The organism is Stenotrophomonas geniculata (assembly GCF_034508895.1).
Classification (GTDB): Bacteria; Pseudomonadota; Gammaproteobacteria; order Xanthomonadales; family Xanthomonadaceae; genus Stenotrophomonas; species Stenotrophomonas geniculata.
On the sequence record NZ_CP140571.1, the window covers coordinates 1,271,779 to 1,294,458 of the forward strand.

The 22,680-nt window shown below is 68.5% G+C and carries 15 protein-coding genes; all 15 read right to left on the reverse strand.

Annotated features, from left to right (window positions below):
- Positions 1-45: 45 nt before the first annotated feature.
- Positions 46-885, reverse strand: coding sequence for a glycosyltransferase family 2 protein (locus tag RI032_RS06070; protein ID WP_010482011.1), 840 nt, complete (start codon positions 883-885; stop codon positions 46-48).
- Positions 882-1,736, reverse strand: a complete 855-nt coding sequence (locus RI032_RS06075; RefSeq protein WP_197656649.1) for a glycosyltransferase — start codon at positions 1,734-1,736, stop codon at positions 882-884. Before RI032_RS06075 ends, RI032_RS06070 begins: the two co-directional genes overlap by 4 nt.
- 618 nt (positions 1,737-2,354) lie before the next feature.
- A complete protein-coding gene (gspD, locus tag RI032_RS06080; RefSeq protein ID WP_057504186.1) occupies positions 2,355-4,556 on the reverse strand; it encodes a type II secretion system secretin GspD in 2,202 nt (733 codons plus the stop codon).
- Between the two features lie 9 nt (positions 4,557-4,565).
- A complete protein-coding gene (locus tag RI032_RS06085) occupies positions 4,566-5,360 on the reverse strand; it encodes a hypothetical protein (protein ID WP_322547992.1) in 795 nt (264 codons plus the stop codon).
- Positions 5,350-6,063, reverse strand: coding sequence for a type II secretion system protein GspM (gene gspM, locus RI032_RS06090; protein WP_010482015.1), 714 nt, complete (start codon positions 6,061-6,063; stop codon positions 5,350-5,352). The genes RI032_RS06085 and gspM overlap by 11 nt, the downstream gene beginning before the upstream one ends.
- Positions 6,038-7,183, reverse strand: coding sequence for a PilN domain-containing protein (locus RI032_RS06095; RefSeq protein WP_019338027.1), 1,146 nt, complete (start codon positions 7,181-7,183; stop codon positions 6,038-6,040). Before RI032_RS06095 ends, gspM begins: the two co-directional genes overlap by 26 nt.
- The gene (locus RI032_RS06100; protein WP_010482023.1) at positions 7,180-8,043 is read right to left on the reverse strand and encodes a type II secretion system minor pseudopilin; all 864 of its coding nucleotides are present in this window, start codon (positions 8,041-8,043) and stop codon (positions 7,180-7,182) included. Before RI032_RS06100 ends, RI032_RS06095 begins: the two co-directional genes overlap by 4 nt.
- Positions 8,040-8,672, reverse strand: coding sequence for a type II secretion system protein J (locus RI032_RS06105; RefSeq protein WP_010482024.1), 633 nt, complete (start codon positions 8,670-8,672; stop codon positions 8,040-8,042). The genes RI032_RS06100 and RI032_RS06105 overlap by 4 nt, the downstream gene beginning before the upstream one ends.
- Positions 8,669-9,088, reverse strand: coding sequence for a type II secretion system protein XpsI (xpsI, locus tag RI032_RS06110; protein ID WP_010482027.1), 420 nt, complete (start codon positions 9,086-9,088; stop codon positions 8,669-8,671). The genes RI032_RS06105 and xpsI overlap by 4 nt, the downstream gene beginning before the upstream one ends.
- The gene (gene xpsH, locus RI032_RS06115) at positions 9,085-9,579 is read right to left on the reverse strand and encodes a type II secretion system protein XpsH (RefSeq protein ID WP_322547993.1); all 495 of its coding nucleotides are present in this window, start codon (positions 9,577-9,579) and stop codon (positions 9,085-9,087) included. Before xpsH ends, xpsI begins: the two co-directional genes overlap by 4 nt.
- A 6-nt stretch (positions 9,580-9,585) precedes the next feature.
- Positions 9,586-10,029 carry a type II secretion system major pseudopilin GspG gene (gene gspG / locus RI032_RS06120; RefSeq protein WP_010482031.1) on the reverse strand — a complete coding sequence of 148 codons (444 nt, stop codon included), beginning with the start codon at positions 10,027-10,029 and terminating at the stop codon, positions 9,586-9,588.
- A gap of 49 nt (positions 10,030-10,078) precedes the next feature.
- Entirely contained in the window at positions 10,079-11,299 is a 1,221-nt protein-coding gene (xpsF, locus tag RI032_RS06125; RefSeq protein WP_322547994.1) for a type II secretion system protein XpsF, read from the reverse strand.
- Positions 11,300-11,323: 24 nt separating this feature from the next.
- Complete coding sequence (gene gspE / locus RI032_RS06130; protein ID WP_322547995.1) at positions 11,324-13,048, reverse strand: type II secretion system ATPase GspE; 1,725 nt, start codon at positions 13,046-13,048, stop codon at positions 11,324-11,326.
- 136 nt (positions 13,049-13,184) lie between these two features.
- Positions 13,185-15,038, reverse strand: a complete 1,854-nt coding sequence (locus tag RI032_RS06135) for a S8 family peptidase (RefSeq protein WP_019338022.1) — start codon at positions 15,036-15,038, stop codon at positions 13,185-13,187.
- Between the two features lie 157 nt (positions 15,039-15,195).
- On the reverse strand, positions 15,196-22,377 hold the full coding sequence (locus RI032_RS06140; protein ID WP_322547996.1) for an ESPR-type extended signal peptide-containing protein: 7,182 nt from the start codon (positions 22,375-22,377) through the stop codon (positions 15,196-15,198).
- Positions 22,378-22,680: the final 303 nt, after the last annotated feature.

Genomic DNA, 22,680 nt, shown 5'->3' on the forward strand with positions numbered 1-22,680 from the left:
CCACGCCCGGTTGGATTGTTGCCTGAGCCGCGCGTGGGCTCGGCTCTACAACGACCTGCGCAGCAGGCGCGGCACCAGCATCAGGGCGTGCGCCCAGATCGCGCCCCACACCGCCACCCGTACCGGCAGCGAACGCTGCCTGGCCTCGAACTTCTGGAAATAGCGCCACAGGCCCTTGTGCTTGTGCCATTCAACGAAGAACGGCCGCGAGCGGCTGGAGACGCCACGAACGTGGGTGACCTGCAGGTCATTGGCGATCGCCACCACCGCCCCGGCTTCGCGCGCGCGCCGACACAGGTCCAGGTCTTCGGCGTGCAGACGATAGCCCGCGTCCCAGCCTCCGATGCAGTCGAACAATGCACGCGGCATCATCAGCAGCGCGCCAGACAACGCCGGCACCCGCTGCAGCACCTGCTGCGGGTCACGCGGCACCGCCAGCTTCGAGCCCTTGCCTGGCGAGCGCAGCATCATCAGGAAGTCCGGATCGCGGCGGCGCACGGCCTCGTCGGCATGGCCCTGCTCGTCGACCTGTTCGACGCCGAGCAGGCAGTCGCCCAACGCTTCGGCACGGGCGCGCAGTGCGGCCAGTGTTTCCGGTTCAACCATCAGGTCCGGGTTGATGAAGGCCAGCCATGGGCTGTGCGAATCGGCCACGCCCTGGTTGTTGGCGGCGGCAAAGCCGGGATTGTCCGGATTGCCGACGAAACGCACGCGCGGGTCGTGGCTGGCATGGCGCTGCACGATATCCAGCGTGCCATCCATCGAGCCATTGTCGATCACCCGGATCTCGGCCACGTCCTGCGCCTGGCGCAGGCGCGAGAGGCAGGCATCGATGGTGCTGCCACTCTGGTAGGTGACGACGATGGCGGCAATGGCAACATTCAAGCAGGAGGCTCCGGCGCGGAAGACGGGACGAACAGGTCCCCCTGTTCCTTCGGCATTATCGCCTGCCGCATGCGCTGCTGCAGGTCGGCACGCAGCCCGTGCAGTGGATCATGCATCAGGAAGTCAGCCAGCCGAGGCACCCAGCCCGGCCAGCGCGCGGCCAGGGCCTCGAGATCGCCATCACGGCTGACCGCCTCCCCTGCCCGGCTGACGAAGGCGGTCTCGCACAACACGTTGCGCCATCCCAGGCCGGCCATGCGCAGGCTCAGGTCCACCAGCGCCGCGTTCCAGCCGGCATAGCTGTCCACGTCCAGGCCGCCGGCACGCCGGCGCGCGTTGCCCCGCACCAGCACCGCGTGGGTGACCGCCGACGGCAGCTCCGGGTGCAGCGCTGGCAGGCCGGCACAGGTCTGCGCCAGCAGCGCGGCATCGTCGGGTTCCGGATTGATCTCGCCCAGCCGGGGCCACGCAGCGGTTTCGCCGGCATTGCACCATGGGGTTGCGGTCGCGATGGCGGCATCGCGGGCGAAGGCGTCCTGCAGCTGCTGCAGCCAGCCCGGTGCGGGCACGCTGTCCGGTGCCAGCACCGCCACGTCCATGCCATCGCAGGCGCGCAGCATCTCGTCCAGGTGGGCGACTTCACCCAGTGGCCGTGCACGCCGGGTGTACTCAGCCAGCAGTGGCGTGTGCGCCAACCAGTGTTCCACCACCGCCTGCGCACGCGGCCCGGTCTGCGCGTCGTCGGCCAGCCAGACCGCGGTCCCCGGCGCGGTGCCCGCATCCAGTGCGGCCAGGCAGCGGTCGAGCGCGGCATCGTCCACGCACAGCGGCAACAACACGATCGCCCCCATCCCGCCTCCGTGGTTGTCGGTAGCCACAGCCTAGCACTGGGAGGGTATCGGCCGGGTTGCACCCGGCACCCGCCTCAGGCCAGGGCAACAGCAACAGCCGAAGCAAAAGCTGGGTTCCTGGGGGTTGGCGGGGTGGGTCCGATTGCGGGGGACGCTGCAAGTACGTCCATGTAAGCTCGGTCGCCGCATCCATGCGGCTCACGCCCCCGCAACCGGACCCACCCCGCCTTCGACAGATTTCCGCGACCTGCTTGCTCTTCTGTAGAGCCGAGCCATGCTCGGCTCAGATCTCACATATATCGAAATATTCGATTTCGATGGAGAGTCATCCACGCATGGCGTGGATCGTGTCGACCAAGGTCGACACCTACCAACAGCAGCAGGAAACTGTCGAAGGCGGGGCACTGTGGGTTTGCGGGGTGTGAGCCGCATGGATGCGGCGACCCAGCCCCCATGGACGGGTTTACGGCGTCCCCGCAAACCCACAATGCCCCGCCATCCCTCAGTAAACCCGCTGTTGCTGTTGCTGTTGCTGTTGCTGTTGCTGTTGCTGTTGCCGTTGCCGTTGCTCCAGCTTCAGCCTCTGCGGGTGCAGGGCGCAGCCCTGCCGCAACCCCCTTACTTCTTTGCGCGCGGCTGGTTCAGCGGTTCCATCGCGCGGAAGCGCTGGCTGTACTCGTCGGTCAGATTGCGTGCTTCCTGGCTGTTGCGCACGATGCTCGGGGTCAGCAGCACGATCACCTCCGAACGACGGCTGGTGCGGCTCTTCTGCCCGAACAGCGCGCCCACCACCGGAATCCGGCTCAGGCCGGGAATGCCGCTGCTGCCATCGGTGGCCGTATCGGTGATCAGGCCGGCCAGCATGATGGTGTCGCCACTCTGCACCGCCGCTTCGGTCGACAGCTTCTTGGTGGAAATGCGCGGGTTGCAGTTGCGCTCCTGTGGGTTGCAGTTCTCCGGTACGTTCGAGGCGCTGCTCACTTCCTGCACGATGTCGAGGAACACCGTGCCGTCGCGGGTCACGCGCGGGCGTACCTTCAGGATCACGCCGGTGTCGATGTACTGCACCGAGCTGTAGCTGCTGGTGCCGATGCCGGTGTTCACCGTAGTCGTGTTGATCGGCACCTTGTCGCCCACGTTGAGCGTGGCCTCGGCGTTGTTGCGCACGAACACCGAAGGGGTCTGCAGCAGGCGTACATCGGTGACCTTGTCCAGCGCACTCACCACCGCCGCACCATTGTGACCGGTGAACGCCCAGCCCAGGCCTTCGCCACCGGTCGCGGCACCGGCGAAGCTGCTCCAGGAGCCACCCGCTGCTGCCGGCAGGGTCACGCCGCCCAAGGCTCCCGTCAGTGCACGCCCGGCCACGGCGTTGTCGAAGAACCAGTTCACGCCGTACTTCAGGTCACCGTCCAGCGAGACTTCGGCCACCTGCGCTTCGATGTGCACCTGCAGCGGCATCACGTCCAGCTTCTCGATCACCTCGCGGATCGAGCGCCAGGCCTGCGGGGTCGAGCGCACCAGCAGGGTATTGGTTTCCTCCACCGCCGACACGCCCACGCGATCGCCCTCCACTTCCAGGCTGACGCTGACGTTGCCGGACTGGCGCTGCGGCAGGTTCATGCTGCCGTTGCCGGCACCACTGGAACCGCTGCCCGGGGTCGAGCCGAAACTGCTGCTGTTGTTGCTGTCCATGCCACGGTCGCCGTCGCTGCCCAGCTGCGACGGCATCGCACCCGGGGCCAGCGAGGCCGGGCTGGAACCGCCACGGTTGCCGCTGCTGGCGAAGGCTTCACTGAGCCGTTCGGCCAGGTCACGCGCCTTGATGTAGCGCAACTCGTAGGAGAACAGGCGGGCACTGCCACCGGCCGTATCAATGCGGTCCAGCCACTGCTGGATCTGGTCCAGGTAGCGCACCTGCGGGGTGATCACCAGCACCGCGTTGGCGTTTTCCAGGGGCAGGAAGCGGAACATGCCGGCGCTGGGCGTCTTGCTCTCCTCGCCGAACACTTTCTCCAGGTCGGCAGCCACCTGTTCGGCCTTGCCCGACTGGATCGGGAACACGCCCACCGACATGCCCGACAGCCAGTCGACGTCGAAGATCTCGACGGTGCGCATGTAGTTTTCCAGCTCGGCGCGGGTACCACCCAGGGTGATCACGTTGCGGCCGCTGTCGACGTTGACGATGGCATTGGGCCGCGCATACGGCTCCAGTACCTTCTTCATTTCGGTGGCGGAGATGAACTGCAGCGGGATGACCCGTACCTCGAAGCCTCGCGCACTGGCAGCGGGCGCCGTGCTCGGCGCGACCGTACCGGCCAGCGCCTGGTCGGCGGCGACGATGTTGTAGCGGCCACCGCTGTAGACCATGCGTGCGTTGTTCCAGCCCAGCACCATCTCCAGCAGGTTCAACGCCTGCGCCGGCGACACCGGCTTGGGCGTGGCCAGGGTGACCGTGCCCTGCACCCCCGGTGCGATCACGTAGTTCTGGCCCAGCATGTCACCGAGGATGGCCTTGACCACCGCATGCACCGATTCGCCTTCGAAATTGAAGGTTGCTTCACCGGTGCTGGCGCCATGCAGTGCCGGTGCCGGTGCGCGTGCTGCTTCGCGGTTGATCATGGTGCCGGTGCCACGGCGGATCACTGCCTGCGGAGCGCCCTGCGCGTCACGGGCAGCATCCGCGGCGACATTGGCCGCCTGGCCGGCCTCGGCAGTGGGCGACAGATTGCCCTTGCGCTGCACATGCGGCGCGGACACGGTGCTGCAGCCGACCAGCAGCGCGAGGGCAAAGGACCAGGGAAGGAAACGCAGGCTCATGCATTCACTCTATCGGTTGGTGCCATCGCCCGGGGGCGGCGACGGTTGTTGCTGCTGTTGTTGTTGCTGCAGCTGGCGGCGACGGGCCTGGATGCGTTCGCGGATGGCCTGCATCTGCGCTTCGCTGGGGCCGTTGTTGGTGGCAGGCGGTGTGGCGGCCGCCGCAGCCGAGGGCGCGGGCGTACTGGCAGCAGGCGACGGCGATGGGGTTGCCGCAGCCGGCGGCGGTGTCGGCGGAGCACCTGCCGGGGGCGGCACAACGATCGCACCTGCCGACGGCGCACCGTTGGGGCCGCGCAGCACGGTCGGCGGCTCACCGCCCTGGCCGTTGAAGACCGCCAGTTCCAGCACCTGGTTGCCACCGGGGCCGATCACGGTGGCCTGGCGCGGCTGCAGTGCCACCAGCTGCCAGCCGTCGACGGCTTCACCGTTGAGGCGCAGGCGCAACGAACGGTTCTGTTCGGTGGTGAAGGTGGCCATGCCGAAGTCGCCGGTCAGCAGCACGCCGGTCAGGCGCAGCGCGGCGCTGGCGGCAGGCTCGCTGCCACCGAGCAGGTAGGGCTTCGGCCTGCGGTCCTCGGCGAACAGCGGTCGCTCGCCGATGGCACTGTAGCTGTCGGCGCTGGCCATGCGTTCTGCGGCCAACGGCGGCAGCACCGGCAACGAAGGCACTGCATCGGCATCGCCATCCGCACCTGGCAGCTGGCTGCCCAGGCCGAAGCCGGTGGCCAGCCAGACCGCTGCCGCCCAGCCGGCCAGTGCCAGCAGGAAACCGGTGCGCAGGCTGATCTGCTCAAGCTTCATCGGCCACCTCCTGCCCCTCTTCCGGCACAGCCGGTGAGGGTGCCGGTGCAGCCGAAGGCGGTTGCGGCGCCGCGCCCGGCTCGGCTGCAGGTGCCGGCGCAGCGCCATCGGCAGCGGCACCGGGCAGCAGGTAGCCGGCCAGTTCGAACGACACGTCCAGGCCCAGCCCGGATTCATTCGGCGACTGCTGGAAGCGCTGCGCGATCAGGTTGAGGTTGTCGACGAACAGGCGCGGGCTGCCGGTTTCCAGGCTGTGCAGCACCGTGGCCAGTTCGGCCACACCGCAACGCAGGCGCACCTGCATGGCAACGCGCACGAACTCGGCGTCACGACGGTTGTCGGTCAGTGGCGTGCGGTTGCTGATGGTGCAGCTGCGGTTGCCCGGGCTGGCCATCGCCACCGCATCCTGCAGCTTCGCGCCGAGCGCAGCGGCTGCAGCTTCGGCGGTGGCTTCACGCAGGAAGCCCGGCCGCTGCTGCAGTGCCTCGCGGGTGGCGCGCAGGCGTTGTTCGATCTGCGGCTGCTGCTGCAGCTGCGCCTGCACGCGCTGTTCGCGCTCGCGCAGGGCGGCCACGTCGGCATCGATTTCGCGCAGCGGCTGGGTGAACCAGGGGTGCACCAGCAGCAGGTAGGCCAGGCCCAGCACTGCCAGCAGCAGCGCCAGTGCCAGCCAGCGGTCACGGCGTGCGCTTGGCATCGGCATCGGCCGCCTCCCGGGTCGGGGCCGCAGCCGGCAACGGCTGCAGTTCGGCGGTCATGGTGAAGCGGTCACGGCCACTGGCGGCGCCATCGGCCTGCAGTACGCCGGTCAGATTGACCTTGCGCCACTGCGGCGCATCCTGCAGCAGCTGCACCAGCTGCGAGGCCTCGCGGCTCAGGCCGATCAGCTGCAGGTTGTTGTTCTCGATGGCCAGCTTTTCCAGGTAGGTGCCCTCCGGCAGGCGCCGGGTCAGTTCATTCCAGATTTCCACCGTTCCGGCGCGCTGGCTGCGCTGCTTTTCCAGGAATGCGGCACCATCGATCAGTGCCTGCAGCTGCGCGCGTTCGCTGGCGACACCACGCGCACTGCGCGCACTGCGTTCAACCTGCGCACGCAGCTCATCGGCGGCGGCACGGCGGTTGTCGAGCAGCTGCAGGGCCGCCAGCACCAGCATCACCAGCGCGGCCACGGCCAGCAGCACATTCCAGCGCCGCGTCGGATCCACCCGCAGCTGGCGCTGCCCCGGCGGCAACAGATTCACCTGCAGGGGGTCACCGTGGGCGTCGATGGCATCGACACCGGCCAGCGCATCGGCCCACTCGCCCACGCTGGCGCGCCACGCTTCAAGCTGGCGCAATGGCCAGGCAACCAGTTCGACCTGCAGCTGGCCTTCGGCCGCGCTCCCGAGTTCACGCACGTCATAGCTGACCTGGCTGGATTCGAACGGCGTCTGGCGGTCGATCTCGAAACCGACCACGGCGCGCAGGCGGTCGGCCGCAGCCGCAGGCAGGCGCAGATGACGACGCAGTACTTCGCTGGCCGGCAGCAGCCACGCCCGCGGCAGGCTGCGCAGTCGCGGTTCCAGCACGCGGTCCAGTTCGGCCGGCGACAGCGGCCACGGCACGCTGGCCACCGCTTCGCGGCGCTCACCGGCCTCTCGCCAGACCTGCAGCTGGTCACCCTGGCGCTGCAGCAGCAGGCGCGCCTGCGCCCAGCCCAGTGCCCACTGCCAACGCGCCGGCACCCAGGCCAGCAGCGATTGCCGCCACCAGCGCAGGAAACGGCCGGCGCCAGGGCCGATCCGGCCCTGCACCTGCCGCACACTGTCCTGCCATGCCGTCATCTTGCTGTCATTCCCTGCTCCCAGCGAAGCACTGTGTAGGACCGCCCGGGAACCCCGCCCGAGCCATTGCGTACCACTGCCTGCAACACCGACCGGCGTCCACTGCCATCGGTTGCACGAGACTCGATACTATAGGTGCCGCTGCTGCTGGCAAGCGTTGTCGCACCGCCAGCGGTATCTGCGTCACGCTCCTGCTGCGCGCGCTGCGCCAGCACGGTATCCGCATCCAGGCCCAGTGCGGTCAGCACCGGCGCGCTGGCGAACTGGGGATCCGGGCGCGCCTGGCGGCTGTACAGGGTCAGGTGCGGCAGCATGGCCTTGTACAGCGGACCGCGCATCCCCAGTACCCGCTGCAGTTCGCCGAGCGTCTCGAAACGCTTGTTGCGCGGGCCATACGGCAACCCGGCCGCCGCATAGTCCGGCGCTTCGGCGCCACCACCCGGTTGCAGCAGGCTGTCTTCATCACGCCAGTCGACAATGGCGCCGGCCATCTGCCGGGCCGCCCCTTCGTCTTCGCCGAGCGCCTTGAGGAACGCGGTCAGCAGGGTCACGTCGGCCAGGTTCAGGTTGATCTTGCCGTTCTCGTCCAGCACCTTGATCTCGATGCTGGCGTCATCGAACTGCCAGCGGTAGGTGCGGCCATCGGCACGCCAGGGCGCCCGCAGCGGATCGGCGGACAGCCGCAGCAGCGCGTACTCCAGGCCGGCGCGCGCCCGTTCCTGGCCGCGTGCGTCGTCATCCAGCACCCGCTGCTGCAGATGCTCGACCCGTGCGCTCAGCGCGAACGCACCGACCAGCGCGGTCATCAATGCGATCAACCACAGCACCAGGACCAGTGCCGCACCGTGTTGCCGGTTCATCGCGCGCCTCCGCTGCCGCCAGCGCGCGGTGCCACCACCAGCGTGGGCCAGGGCGCCCCCTTGGCGGGCACGATCTGGATCTCCACCAGCATCGGCAGACGACGGGTATCGTCCCAGCGCGGCATCCAGTCGCTCATCTGGCCGGTACTGGCATCGATGCCGCGATAGCGCAGCTGCACCGACTTCAGGTTCTCCACCAGCACTTCCGGTGGGCGCGGCGGATTTTCGGCGATGCGCTCGCCTTCCTGCAGCAGCACCAGGTCCAGCAGCAGGCGCTGCTGGCCATCGCGGCCGTCCACCTGCAGCGCGTGCAGGTAGGCTCCGCCACGGCCGAGGTAACCCGGGAGATCAGCGGCGAACATCATGCGCTGTTCTTCGCCCTGGAAGAAGATCGGTTCGCGGGTGGGATCGGGGACTTCCAGCGGCGTGCGCAGCGCACCGGCCAGCTGCCGCCGCAACAGGGCCTGCACCGCGCGCATGCGCTCACTCTCGGCCGCAATCTGCTCGCCACGCTGGCTGACCGCCATCGCCGAGCGCACGCTGGCGAACGCCAGCGCCAGGCCACCGGCCAACAGCACCGTGGCCAGCATCACTTCAACCAGCGTGAAACCTGCAGCACGGCGCGTCATCGCGCACGCTCCAGATCCGGCGGCAGCAGGCGCAGGCTGCGCCAGCGCAGCTGCTCGCGTTCGCTGTCACCCCAACGCACCTGCAGCTGCAGTTCGGCCAGCCAGGGGGCACCGGCTGACTGTGTCTGCACGACGCTGCCTGCACGTGGCTCCACCCACGGCTGCACCTGCAGTTCCCAGTGGTAGCGTCCCTGCTCCCAGTCGCCCTGCTGGCTGCCCACCTGCAGCGGCGTGGCGACGCCGGTTTCGGCCAGCAACGACTGCGCATGCAGTATTGCGCGCGTGCGCAGTTCGGCCTCACGCACCTGCCTGGCGCCGCCTGACAGGCTGCCCAGCAGCAGGGTCAGCGCCAGCCCGAGCAGGGCAAAGGCGATGATCACTTCCAGCAGGGTGAAGCCGCGGGCGCGCCGCTTCATTGCGCCCGCCAGGGGCCGGAGCGGACCTCACCGGTCAGCCAACCCACGTCGATGCGCCATTCGGCATCTTCACGCTGCAGCCGGATGCGACCGCCGCTGGAGCCGCCGTCGGGATGGAACTCGATCACGCCCTGCCCTGGCGCGGTGGCCAGCTGCGCGGCGCCTTCGAACTGGACCTGCAGCTGTGCCGGCACGTCGCCGTGGCGCTGGTTGGCGCCTTCCCAGCGCCGCTTGGCCGGCTCGATGACAAAGCGCTGCGGTTCGCCCCGGGCGATCGCCTGCGCGCGCACCACGCGCAGCTGGTTGGCGATGTCCTTGCCGGCGCTGCGCAGCTGCATGCCGGCAAAACCGCGCGACAGGCCGGCAGCGGTGATCAGGCCGATCGCGGCGATCAGCGCGATCACCAGCAGCATTTCCAGCAGCGACAGGCCCGCTGCGCGCCTGCCGGGCAGGCGCGGGCGTGGCAACCGGCGCGGCAGGAAATGCGACATGCCCGGTTACGGCTGGTAGCGGATGTCAGCGTCGACGCTGCTGCCGCCGGCCTTGCCGTCCTTGCCCAGGCTGATCAGCTCATACGGCTGGCCTTCGCCCGGCGTGCGGTATTCCAGCGCATGGCCCCACGGATCGTTCAGATCGGCCGGCTTGGCATACGGGCCCAACCAGCCACCGACGCCAGCCGGTGCAGTCACCAGATCATTGAGTGAGCCGGGCAGCTTGCCGGTATCGATCTGGTAGTTGTCGACCTTGGATGCGACGGTCTGCACCTGTGCCTTGGCGATGTTGGCCTTGCCGCGGTCGGCGCCACCCAGCACGCGGCTGGCGACCAGGGTCAGCACTGCGCCGATCAGCACGATGACGATGATGATCTCCAGCAGGCTCATGCCCGACTGGTTGCGCGCGGCGGTGAAGGAAAGGCGGATCGGTCGACGGGAAGCAATCATGGTCGGTCCTTTCAGTTGCGGAGTGTCGGGGTTGCGTAGGGATCCATCGTCAACCGATGGCATTGGTCAGGTCGTACAGCGGCACCAGCACGGCGACGATCACCGCGCCGACCACCGAGGCCAGTACGAGGGTGATCGCCGGCACCATCGCCGCCAGCAGGCGGTCGATGCGCCGGGCGCTGTCCTGTTCGAAGGTATCGGCCGCTTTCAGCAGCATGGTATCGAGTGCACCGGATTCCTCGCCGACCTGGATCATCTGCAGTGCCAGGCGCGGGAAACGCTTGCCGCGCGACAGTGCCAGCGACAGGCCGATACCATTCTTCACTTCATCCGCGGCAGCTTCCACATCGGCGGCCAGCGCGCGGTTGCCCAGTACGTTGCGGGCGATGCCCAGGGCACCCAGCAGCGGCACCCCATTGCGCAGCAGGGTGCCCAGCGTGCGGGCCAGCCGCGCGGTTTCCAGTTCACCCAGCAGGCGGCCGATGCTGCGACGCTGCAGCAGCCAGCCATCCAGCGCCAGCCGGAAGGCCGGTTGCCGTGCCTTGCGTTCGAAGAACAGCGCAAGTACTGCCGGCACCACCAGCAGCAACACCCACCAGTCACGCACGAACAGGCCCAGCTGCAATACCGCGTTGGTGAACCACGGCAGCGCAACATCCAGGCTCTCGTACATCTGCGCGAACTGCGGCACCACGTAGCCGAGCAGGAACAGCAGCGCACCGCCCACCACCACCAGCAGGATGGCCGGGTACACCAGCGCGTTGATCACCTTGCCCTGCAGGGCCCGGCTGCGTTCGAGGTAGTCGGCCAGGCGCTGCAGGGTTTCGTGCAGGCTGCCGCCGGCCTCACCGGCACGCACCATGTTCACGTACAGGCGCGAGAACAACCCATGCTGGCGCTCCAGTGCGGTCGACAGCGGCGCACCACCGCGCACCACATCGCGGATGTCGGTGATCGCACGGCGCGAGCGTTCGTCTTCCGGCAGGCCGAGCAGGATTGACAGCGCGCGATCCAGCGGCTGGCCTGCACCGAGCAGTGTCGCCAGCTGCTGGGTGAACTGCAGCAATGCCGCGCCCTGCAGCGGCCGTTGGCGGAACAGGTTGCGCCAGGTACTGCCGCCGATCGCACCGCCATCGGCCAGCTGCGTTTCCATCGGCAGATGACCCTGGTCCTGCAGGCGCGCGACCAGTTCGGCCTCGCTGGCCGCTTCCATCTGCCCGTCGAAGATCTCGCCGTGCGGATTCAGTGCCTTGTAACGGTAGGTCGGCATGTCAGCCCCGGCGTCCTGCGCGCATCAGCTTTCCTCGGTGACACGCAGGACTTCCTCGATGGTCGTCTGGCCACTGAGGGCCTTGGACAGGCCATCTTCGTACATCGTGCGCATGCCCGCTTCGCGGGCGATGCGTTCGATCTCGCCCATGCCATCGCGGCGCATCACCGCGCGCCGCAGCGCATCGTTCATCACCAGGAATTCCATGATGGTGGTGCGGCCGAGATAACCGGTCGGCGCCAGCGCGGAGGGCTTCGGGCGATACAGGTGGATCGGCCCTTCCGGCTGCAGGCGGTGCAGTTCGAATCGTTCGATTTCCTCCGGCGAGGCCTCATAGCGCTCGGCGTGGGTCGGTTCCAGCCGGCGCACCAGGCGCTGGGCGAGGATGCCGTTGATGGTGGACGTGAGCAGGTAGTCTTCCACGCCCATGTCGAGCAGGCGGGTGATGCCACCCGCTGCGTTGTTGGTATGCAGGGTGGACAGCACCAGGTGGCCGGTCAACGCCGACTGGATCGCAATGCGCGCGGTTTCCAGGTCGCGCATTTCGCCGATCATGATGATGTCCGGATCCTGGCGCACGATGCTGCGCAGGGCGTTGGCGAAGTCCAGGCCGATCTGCGGCTTGGCCTGGATCTGGTTGATGCCCTCGATCTGGTATTCCACCGGGTCTTCGACCGTGATGATCTTGACGTCGGCGGTATTGAGCTGGCTCAGCGCGGTATACAGCGTGGTGGTCTTGCCCGAGCCGGTGGGGCCGGTCACCAGCAGGATGCCATGCGGCTGCTCCAGCACCTTGCGGAACTGCGGCAGGAACGCATCGGTGAAGCCGAGGCGGTGGAAATCGAACACCACCGTTTCGCGGTCCAGCAATCGCATCACCACGCTTTCGCCATGCGCGGTCGGGACCGTGCTCACGCGCAGGTCCAGCTCCTTGCCCTGCACGCGCAGCATGATGCGGCCATCCTGCGGCAGGCGGCGCTCTGCGATGTTGAGCCGGGCCATGATCTTGATGCGGCTGATCACCGCCGCGGTGAGGTTGGCCGGCGGGCTTTCGCCCTCCACCAGTACACCGTCGACGCGGTAGCGCACCTTCAGCCGGCTCTCGAATGGTTCGACATGGATGTCCGACGCGCGCAGCTCCACTGCACGCTGGATCACCAGGTTGACCAGGCGGATCACCGGCGCTTCCGAGGCGAGGTCGCGCAGGTGCTCGATGTCATCGACCGCACCGCCCTCGCCATCGGCGGTTTCGACGATCGCGCCCATCGCGCTGCGGCCCTGGCCGAACCAGCGCTCAACCAGGTCATCGATCTCCGCACGCATGCCCAGCACCGGCGTCACCGGCACGCCCAGTGCCAGCTGCACCGCCTGCTGCGGGTAGGGATCATGGGCGTCGGCCAGCCACAGCCGTACGCCCTGTTCATCCAGGGCCAGCGGGCAGACGTGGAACTGCTTGAGGAAGCGCAGTGACAACGGCAGGCCTTCCGCCAGCCCTTGTGGCGGTGCTTCCGGCAGCTGCTTGCCTTCCAGCAGCGGCAGGCCCAGCACTTCGGCGCTGGCCTGTGCCTGGTCACGCTCGGACACCAGCCCCAGCCGCACCAGCAGGCCCAGCAGGCTGCCGCCGGCCTCTGCGTGCAGCGGCCGCGCACGTGCCAGATCGCCTTCCTTCAGCCGGCCGCGCGCCTGCAGCGCATCCAGGATGCGGCCTTCAGCGTTGTCGGCAGCGGCGGTAGCAGCAAGCGCGTTCACATGACTCTCCTGTCAATCGGCTCGACTTTAACAGTTAAGCCATGATTTCCGCCGCCCCTCCACCACCTTTCGTAAAAAGACGAAGCCCGTCACACGGGATGACGGGCTTCGGCCATTCAATTACGACAGTTCCAGCTTACTGCGTGGCAAGGATGCTCACGCCGTTGTAGGCCGCTTCGCCGACTACCTTGATGTAGTAGGTACCGGCCACCGGCTTGTTCACCCGCACCGTCTCGGACGTGCCCGGACGGGTCGACTTGGCGTCGTTGTCGCTGGCGCTCGGTTCACGCCCCTGCGCGATGTAGACCGAGACATTGCCGGTGCCACCGTAGGTGATCACGCTGAGCTGCTTGCCGGCGACGGCTTCGAAGCTGTACAGGCGGCTGCTGGCGGCGGCACCGTTCAGGCCACCGACGGCGGCCTTGTTGGTCAGCGGCGTGGCCACCGGCCCGCAGTTCTCGGTGCACGGTTCTTCCAGTGCCTTGGCCAGCGCGGCCTTGGCATCGAGAATACCGGTACCGATCGGGGTCGCCGCCGGAATGGTGACCGGGAACGGACGTGCGGTTTCCTTCAACAGGGTACGCATCGCGGCCGGGGTCAACGGATCCTTGCCCTTGGCGATCAGCGCGCTCTGCACCAGCGCGGCAACGGCGGCCACATGCGGCGAGGCCATCGAGGTACCGCCCATGCCCATGTAGCCCGGCGTGCCCGATTCCGGCGTGGTGGCCGCATTGGAGCCGGTCTGCCAGATGTAGCCGCCCGGGTTGCCGTCCACACTGCCACCGCCACCCGGACCGGACAGGTCCACGCGGGTGCCGTAGTTGGAGTAGTAGGTGATGCCACCGGTGATGCGGGTGGCACCCACGGTCACCACGCCTTCGCAGCTGGCCGGCTGGTACTTGGACGCGTTGTCGGCTTCATTGCCGGCCGCCACCACCACGGTGGTACCGCGCGAGATCGCGCCGTTGATCGCGTCCTGGTAGGTGCTGGCGCAGGCGCCACCGCCCCCCAGGCTCATGTTGATGATCTCGGCCGGATTGGTGTTGGCCGGAATGCCGGCCACCGTGCCACCCGATGCCCAGACCACCGCATCGGCGATGTCGGACAGGTAGCCACCGCACTTACCGAGCACGCGCACCGGCAGTACCTTGGCCTTGTAGGCGACACCGGCCATGCCGACGCCGTTGTTGGTCTGCTCGGCCACGGTGCCGGCGACGTGGGTGCCGTGCCAGGAACTGTCCTCGGCCAGCGAACCGTCATAGCACTCGTTGTCATTCTCGACCCAATCACCGTAGTCCTGCGCACCCGGCACGCGATCGTTGGTCGGGCGCCGCGAGGTCTCCGCATCGCTGATGAAGTCGTAACCCTCCAGCAGGTTGCCGACCAGGTCCGGATGCTGCGGCAGGATGCCGGTATCGATCACCGCCACCACGATGCCCTCGCCCTGCGAGACATCCCATGCCGCCGGTGCGTTGATGCCGCCGACCGCATTATGCAGATGCCACTGGTTCTGCTGGTAGAAGGGATCGTTCGGCACCAGCGCCGGCTGTACGTTGCCGGCACGCAGTTCGGTGCGGCGCAGCTTCACGTCGGCTTCGGCGTACTGCACCGACGGGTCGGCCTTCAGCTCCTTCAGTACGCGCTGCAGTTCGGCCGGGGCCAGGCGGCCCTGCACACGGATGAGGTCCGCCCCGGTAGACAGCTTGCGGACCACCTGCGGGCCGAGCGTGCTGGCGCGGGATGTGCCGCCGGAGAGGCTGGCACGGGTCAGTGCGGACTGCACGGTGGACAGCTTCGCCGAGCGGTCAGTGGCGGCAGCAGCACCGGCCCGGTACTTGACGATGATGCGCTCGGTTCCCGGCTGGGCGGTGCTGGCCTGGCGCACCGGTTCACGGGTCGGCAGTCCAGCGGCGTGGACGGCACCGACAGCCGTCATCGACAGCACGGCGGCGGCAAGCACATTGATGCGAAGGTTCTGCTTCTTGATCACGTCGAATTCCTCTTCTGGGTCATGGATCGAACCAACACTGCGGCCATCATTCCTTGACGACTCCCGGCCGGCCCAGCCGGGATTGCCGTGACCTCCCCCCAGGCCCTCACTGCAGGTGCTGCGCCGGCGTGGGTGGCCGTCGGCGCGATGGAGTGGCTTACCAGCCGAAGCCGGCACCGACGCCAACCGAGCTGTCGTCGCTGCTGAAGGCACCACCGAAGGTCACCGTGGCGCGATCGCTGATCGCACGCTGGTAGCCCAGCGACAACGCCGACTCGCCGCCCTGGAAGCCAATGCCGACGCCGACCCGGTTTTGGGTGCGGATACCGGCGGCACTGGTGGCCATGTTGAGCATCGCCGCGCTCATCGCCCCCTGGCGGTCGATGCGACGATCCATGTGGCGCAGGCGTCCGTCGATTTCGCCCTTGAACACATCGAAGCTGTCGGCGACGGCCTGGACGCGGCTGTCGGTGTAGCTGTTGGCCGTGGCCATGCCACGGTCGAGCTGGCCCTTGTTGACCGCATCGGTGGCCGTGGTACCGGCCGCCACGTTGGTGACCTGGCGCTCGTTGCCTTCGCTGCCCACCGAGACCGTGTTGGCACGATCGGCAACCGAGCCCTGCCCCAGTGCCACCGCGTTTGCCGCGCTGGCATTGGCGCCCTGGCCGATGGCGGTGGACGAAGCGCCACTGGCAACGGCGCCCTCGCCCATGGCGACGGCATTGAAGCCCGTCGCCGGGGTGCCGACCGGAATCCCGGCACCGGCGGCGGCGGCGGTCGGCGTGCCCTGCACGCGCGCGGTGCCGGCCGGTGCCGCGTCGGCCGTTGCAGGTGCATCAGCGGCGCTGGCCAGCGGGCTGTCATCCAGCGGGGTACTCATTGCGCGCAGGCTGGCAGTCCCGGCACGCGTGCCACCGGCGGTGCGGCGGTCGATCTCGCTGACCTTGCGGTCCAGCGCGCCGAGCGCATCGCCGACATTGCTGTAGGTGGCGCCCTGGATCACATAGTTCGGCGCCACGAACACACCCTGCATGCCAACGCTGGCACCACCGCCGAGGAAGCTGGCGGCATCACTGAGCGACTGGAACAGCTGGCCGCCGTTGATCGCCTGGCGACTGCCCGCAGCGATGCTGCCGGCACCGACGTTGTCGATGGTGGTGCCCTGGAAACCGGACAGGGTCAGGCGGTCACGGCTGGCGTCGTCATAGCCGACTGCGCTGGCCGCCGTGGTTTCCACGGTGGCGATGCGCGAATCGAAATCACCGACGCGGGTTTCCACCGCGCCCACCCGCTGGTTGGTGACGTTGAGCTGCGAACCGGTGATGGCATCGCTGCTGCCGGCGGCGATGCGGCCATCGGCCACATTGACGATGCGGCGCGTGGCCGGACCATCGGTGCCATTGCCACCGCCGACCGACACCACGTTGGCATCGAGTGCACGCGAACCGGCACCCAGCGCCACCGAGTTCGCGCCCGATGCGCCGGCGCTGGTGCCCAGTGCCAGGGCACCGTTGCCGATGGCCATCGCATTGGCACCCAGGGCATTGCTGCGTGCGCCGCTGGCAGTGGCTGCCGAACCGATCGCGGCGGCATCGCTGCCGTTGGCACTGGCGGTACCTGCGCCGGTGGCCTTGACGTAGCGGGCCGTGCCATCGGCGGTCGCCGCGACCGCATCGAGCTGGCCACGATTGACCGCATCGGTGCGCTCGGTACCGGCAGCGACACGGGTGATCTGACGATCACTGCTCGCGCTGCCGACCGACACAGTGTTGGCACGGTCGGCGACCGAGCCCGCGCCCAACGCCACGCTGCCTGCGGCACTGGCGGTGGCACTCACACCTACCGCCGTGGCATTGGCGCCGGTTGCCTTGCTGCCGTAGCCGGCCGCGGTACCCAGGCGACCGCTGGCCTCGGCATAGCTGCCCAGCGCAGACGCACCATCGGCCGAGGCATTGGCGCGGAAACCACTGGCCTGCGACTGGGTGCCGCTGGCCGTGGCCTGCGCACCGCTGGCGGTACTGTAGGCACCCTTGGCCTGGGCACCGGCGCCGGTAGCACTGGCGCCGAGTTCGCTGGCGCTGGCGCCACTGCCCACGGCTACGCTGTCGACACCTCCGGCCTGCGCCGCGTTGCCGAGCGCCGCCGCATTGTTGCCGGTGGCCAGCGCATCGAAGCCCACGGCAGTGGCATTGGCGGCCATGGCATTGGCGCCGCTGCCCAGCGCGGTGGCGCCGTTGCCGATGGCATTGGCCGCATTGCCGGCAGCCAGTGCGTTGTCGCCGTCGACCAGTGCACCGGCTTCGCCATCGGCATTGCCGCTGGCCTGGAACTGCCGGTTGGTCTTGTCGGCGACGCTGGCGACCGCATCCAGCTGGCCCTTGTTCACCGCATCGGTGGCTTCGATGCCCGCCGCGACGTGGGTCACCTGGCGCTCACCGCCGGCCTTGCCGACGGCTACGGTGTTGTCACGGTCAGCCTTGGAGCCAGCACCGAGCGCGACGCTGTTGCTGCCATTGGCGGTGGCGTTGGCCCCCAGCGCGGTGGCGCTGCTGCCTGCCGCCCACGAGTTCCAGCCAATCGCGGTCGCGTAGTCCTCGGTGGCCCATGCACCGGCGCCGAACGCCGCCGCACCGGTCCCACTGGCACGCGACGGGATCAGGCCGAAGAAGGTGCTGCCGCCGATGGCCACGCTCTCCTCGCCACTGGCTTCGCTGGACTGACCCACGGCAACGGCACCGGTACCGGCCGCCGCGGCACCGAAGCCGACTGCAGTGGTGTTGGCAGCGCTGGCCGCCGAGCCATAGCCCAGGGCGGTGCCGAGGCGACCGCTGGCTTCGGCGTAGCCACCCACCGCGGTGGTGCCATCAGCCGAAGCCGCGCTGCGGAAACCGCTGGCGAGCGCCTGCCCGCCGCTGGCATTGGCTTCTGTACCTGTGGCTGTGCTGTAGGCGCCGCTGGCCTGTGCACGCGCACCCACCGCGCTTGCACCAACCTCGCTGGCGCCGGCATCGCTGCCCAGGGCCAGGCTGTCCTCGCCGGTGGCCTGTGCCGTGCTGCCCAGGGCAGCCGCGTTGCTGCCGGTGGCCAGCGCATCGATGCCCACCGCGGTGGCGTTGGCGGCCAGCGCATTGGCACCGCTGCCGAGCGCGGTGGCACCGTTGCCGATCGCGTTGGCCGCATCACCGGCCGCCAGCGCGTTGTCACCCTCCACCAGCGCGCCGGTTTCACCGTCGGCGTTGCCACTGGCCTGGAACTGCCGGCGGGTCTTTTCCGCTGCCGCGGCGACGGCGTCGAGCTGGTTCTTGTTGACCGCATCATTGCCCTGCGTGCCATCGGCCACATTGGTGATCTGGCGGGTGTTGCCACCGCCGCCCACCGACACGGTGTTGTCGCGATCGGCGATCGAATCGGCACCCAGCGCCACGCTGTTGGCACCGCGCGATTCGGCGGCATTGCCCAGCGCGGTGCTGTTGATGCCGCCCGACCAGGCACCACCACCCACCGCGGTGGAGTAGTTGCCCGAGGCCTCGGTGGCCAGCACGCCGAACAACGAACCACCGACGGCGACGCTGTTGGTGCCGGTCGCCAGGCTGCCCTGGCCGGTGGCGGTGCTGTAGGCGCCGGAGGCTTCCGAATCGCCACCCATCGCCACACTGTTGGAACCGGAGGCATTGGCGAAGTTGCCGAACGCGGTGGCATTGAAGGCCGAGGCCTGTGCATAACCACCGATGGCAGTGCTGTAACCGCCGCTGGCTTCGGCACCGATACCGAAGGCCGCCGACGCCGTACCACTGGCCACGCTCTCGCTGCCGACAGCGGTGGCCGCGTCGCCGCTGGCATTGCTGAAGTAGCCCACGGCCACGGCTTCTTCGCCGGACGCTTCGGACAGCACGCCATTGGCAGTGCTACCGACGCCGCTGGCGATGCTGGCCGCACCGAACGCCGCGCTCTGCTCGCCGCTGGCTTCGCTTTCCGCACCCTGCGCGGTGGCGTACTCGCCCGTGGCCTGTGCGTTGGCACCGACAGCGCTGGCGTTGGCCGCGGTTGCAAGTGCATTGAAACCCAGCGCCTGTGCGTTGCTGGCCAGCGCGTTGGCGCCGCTGCCCAGTGCGGTGGCGCCATTGCCGATGGCGTTGGCGGCATCACCGGCCGCCAGTGCGTTGTCACCCTCCACCAGTGCACCGGCTACGTCGTCGCCGTTGCCGCTGGCCTGGAAGAAGCGGCTGGTGGTGGTGGCGGTGGTCGCAACCGCATCCAGCTGTGCCTTGTTCACTGCGTCGGTGGCCTGGGTGCCCGCGGCGACGTTGGTGACCTGGCGTTCGTTGCCGCTGCTACCCACCGATACCGTACGTGCACGACTGGCAACCGAACCGGCACCGAGCGCGACAGCGTTGCTGGCGCTGGCGTTACTGCCGGCGCCAAGCGCGATCGCGCTTTCACCACCGGCCACTGTATTGGTGCCGATGGCGATGCTGTTGATGCTGTTGCCCAGCGCCTGGAAGCCCAGTGCCACGCTGTTGTCGCCATAGCCGAAGGCACCGCGGCCGACCGCCGTGGAACTGGCGCCGTTGGCCCAGCTGTTGTAACCGATGGACGTGGCGCCGCTGCCACTGGCCCACGCCGCATTACCGAACGCCGAGGCATTGGTGGCGGTGGCCCATGCACCCGAACCGAATGCTGCTGCACCACTGGCAGTGGCCCAGCTGTAGCCGCCTACTGCGGTGCTGTCATCGCTGCTGGCGAAGGCGCTGTCGCCGACCGCGACCGCATAGCTGCCGGTAGCGCGCGACTTGCCGCCGGCGGCGAAGCTGTTGTCACCACTGGCCTTGGCCGCGTTGCCGAAGGCGCTGCTGGCAGCCCCGGTGGCCTGCGCGCCACTGCCCACCGCCGTGGCATCGGCGACGGCAGTGGTGCCCACCTGCTGTGCCGTGCCATCGGCACCGATGATCGGCTGGTTGAACTCGTCGTAGGCCTGGCCGAGGCCACCGATGGCGACACCGCCATTGCCGGTGGCTGCGCTGTTGCGGCCCACGGCCACGCTGTCATCGCCGATGGCCGACGCAGCCGCGCCATGGGCTACTGCGCCGGCGCCGATCGCATTGCTCGACGAACCGGCGGCGACGGCGCCCTTGCCCTCGGCCAGCGCGCCGGCATCGCTGTCGGCTTCCGGCTGTGCCTGGAAGAAGCGCGCGGTGCTGTCGGCGGTGCTGGCCACGGCATCGAGCTGCGCCTTGTTCACGGCATCGGTGGCTTCGCTGCCCGCAGCAACGCTGGTGATCTGCCGCTCGTTGCCTGCACTGCCAACGGCCACGCTGTTGGCACGCACTGCTTCGGAGTTCGCGCCAAGCGCGACGCTGTTGGTGCCGCGTGCGGTGGCGTAGTAACCCACTGCAGTGCTCTGCGCACCGCTGGCCCAGGTCTGCGCGCCCAGCGCACTGGCGTTCTCACCCGGTGCATAGGCGAAGTAGCCAACAGCGGAGGCTTCAGCACCGGAGGCTTCGCTCAGGCTGCCGTTGGCCACCGCACGATCACCACTGGCGATGGCGCCGGCACCAACGGCGGTCGCGGCTTCGCCGCTGGCCTGGGTCTGCACGAAGAAGCCCAGGCCGGGAATCAGGTCGGCCGGGCCACCGATGGCGACACTGCTGGTGCCGGTCGCATTGCTCTGGGTACCCAGTGCGGTGGAATAGTCGCCGATGGCATTGGCCACCGCACCGAACGCGGATGCCTGCGCGCCGGCCGCATAGGCACCCACACCGTAGGACGACGCCGCAAATCCGCTGGCTTCGGCACTGGCGCCCACCGCGGTGCCACCGACGCCTGCGCTGGTCGCGCCGGTTTCCACCGGTACGCCGCCACTGGTGATCAGCGGGTTGCCATCGGCATCCACCGCAGCACCACCCACGGCAACGCTGCCTGGACCGTTGGCCTGCGCGTTGTTGCCGAACGCGGCACTGTTCTGGCCCGAGGCCAGTGCGTTGTTGCCCACGGCGGTCGCGTTCTGCGCGACCGCCGTTGCCCCGGCACCGACGGCCGTGGTGCCGTTGCCGAGGGCATTGGCGGCCTCGCCGGCCGCCAGTGCATCGTCACCTTCGGCCAGTGCACCGGCATCGCTGTTGCTGCTGCCGGTGGCCTGGAAGCGCTTGGCGGTGGCATCGGCCACGGCGGCCACGTCCTTCAGCTGGCCGACATTGACTGCATCGTTGTCTTCGGTGCCTGCGGCAACGCTGGTGATCTGCCGGGTCAGGCCGTATTCGGCGGCACCGACTGACACGGTATCGACGCGGTCGGCCAGCGAACCCGCGCCCAGCGCCACGCTGCCGGTGGCAACCGCAGCGGAATTCGAACCCAGCGCGGTGCTGTATTCACCGACAGCAGTGCTGAACGCACCGACTGCGATCGACGCTTCGTTGGCGGCGGTGGCGCCGCGGCCCAATGCGGTGCTGCCCGGGCCCATCGCCACGGCACCGCCGCCGACAGCGGTCGCGCCATCGGCGGTGGCTTCGGACAAGGCACCCAGTGCGGTGGCCGCGCCATTCTCGCTTGCGGCATAGGCACTGGCGCCGACGGCGGTGTCACCAAGACCGAACGCGGCAGCGCTCTGCCCGACCACTACGCTGGCATCACCGATCGCCAATGCGCCCTGGCCGAACGCGCTTGCGCCCAGGCCCGCGGCAATGGCCTGGGTACCGATGGCGGTGGTGGCGTTGGCCAGCGACTGTGCACCCGCACCCGCCGCAACCGCGCCCTGTCCGTCGATCTTCGCCGCGTCGCTGTCATCACCTGCGCCGTCGGCCTTGAAATAGCGGTTTCCATCTGCGGCGACATCGGCCAGCGCGGCCTGCGTGGCGCGCGCCTGCGCATCCAGCTGTGACTTGTTTACCGCATCGGTGGCCTGGGTGCCTGCGGCAACATTGGTGATCTGGCGTTCCTTGCCGGTATCACCCACGGACACCGTGTTGGCCCGCGTGGCCTTGGAGCCGGCGCCCAGCGCTACGCTGTTGGCGGCAGTGGCGCTGCTGTTGCTGCCGATCGCCACCGCGTTGCTGCCCTTAGCGCTGGCCGAGCCTTCGATCAGGCACTTTTCGAGCAGCTTGCCGCTGAATGCCACGCAGGTGGCGCTGCCGCCGATCTGCACCGACTGTGCTGCGGCGGTGCCGCTCACGCCCAACCCCAATACCAGGCCCAGTGCCACCGCCAGCAGTGCGGGCGTGGCCTGCGTCGCATCGCGGCGCTGGTCGACGACCCCGCCACTGCTGCTGTCGGAGGAAGCCAGTTCCGAGGCCACCACCAACTGACCCAATGCTTTGTTCCAGACCTTGCGATAAATCCGATTCATCGGTACGGCTCCTGATTGGACTGGTTTTGGGCAAAGCAACGCCACCGCTGGGCTTTCCGGCCCAACGTCCCCTGGGGGCGTTTATTCGCGTGATTTACTGCGGGGTATTGCCGAACGGCGCGCAGCGACAGAAAACCGAGCGCGTGCGCCAACCGGTTACTGCGAAATGAATGATTCTGAAACGGGGTTCAAGTGTTAACGGCAACTTTCCAAATCGTCAAGACTTTGACACGACAAATCCTATTGCCGTGAAGCAGTTCACCCTTTCACCTGTTTATGAAAGTGTTTTGTTAGGCAAGCGTG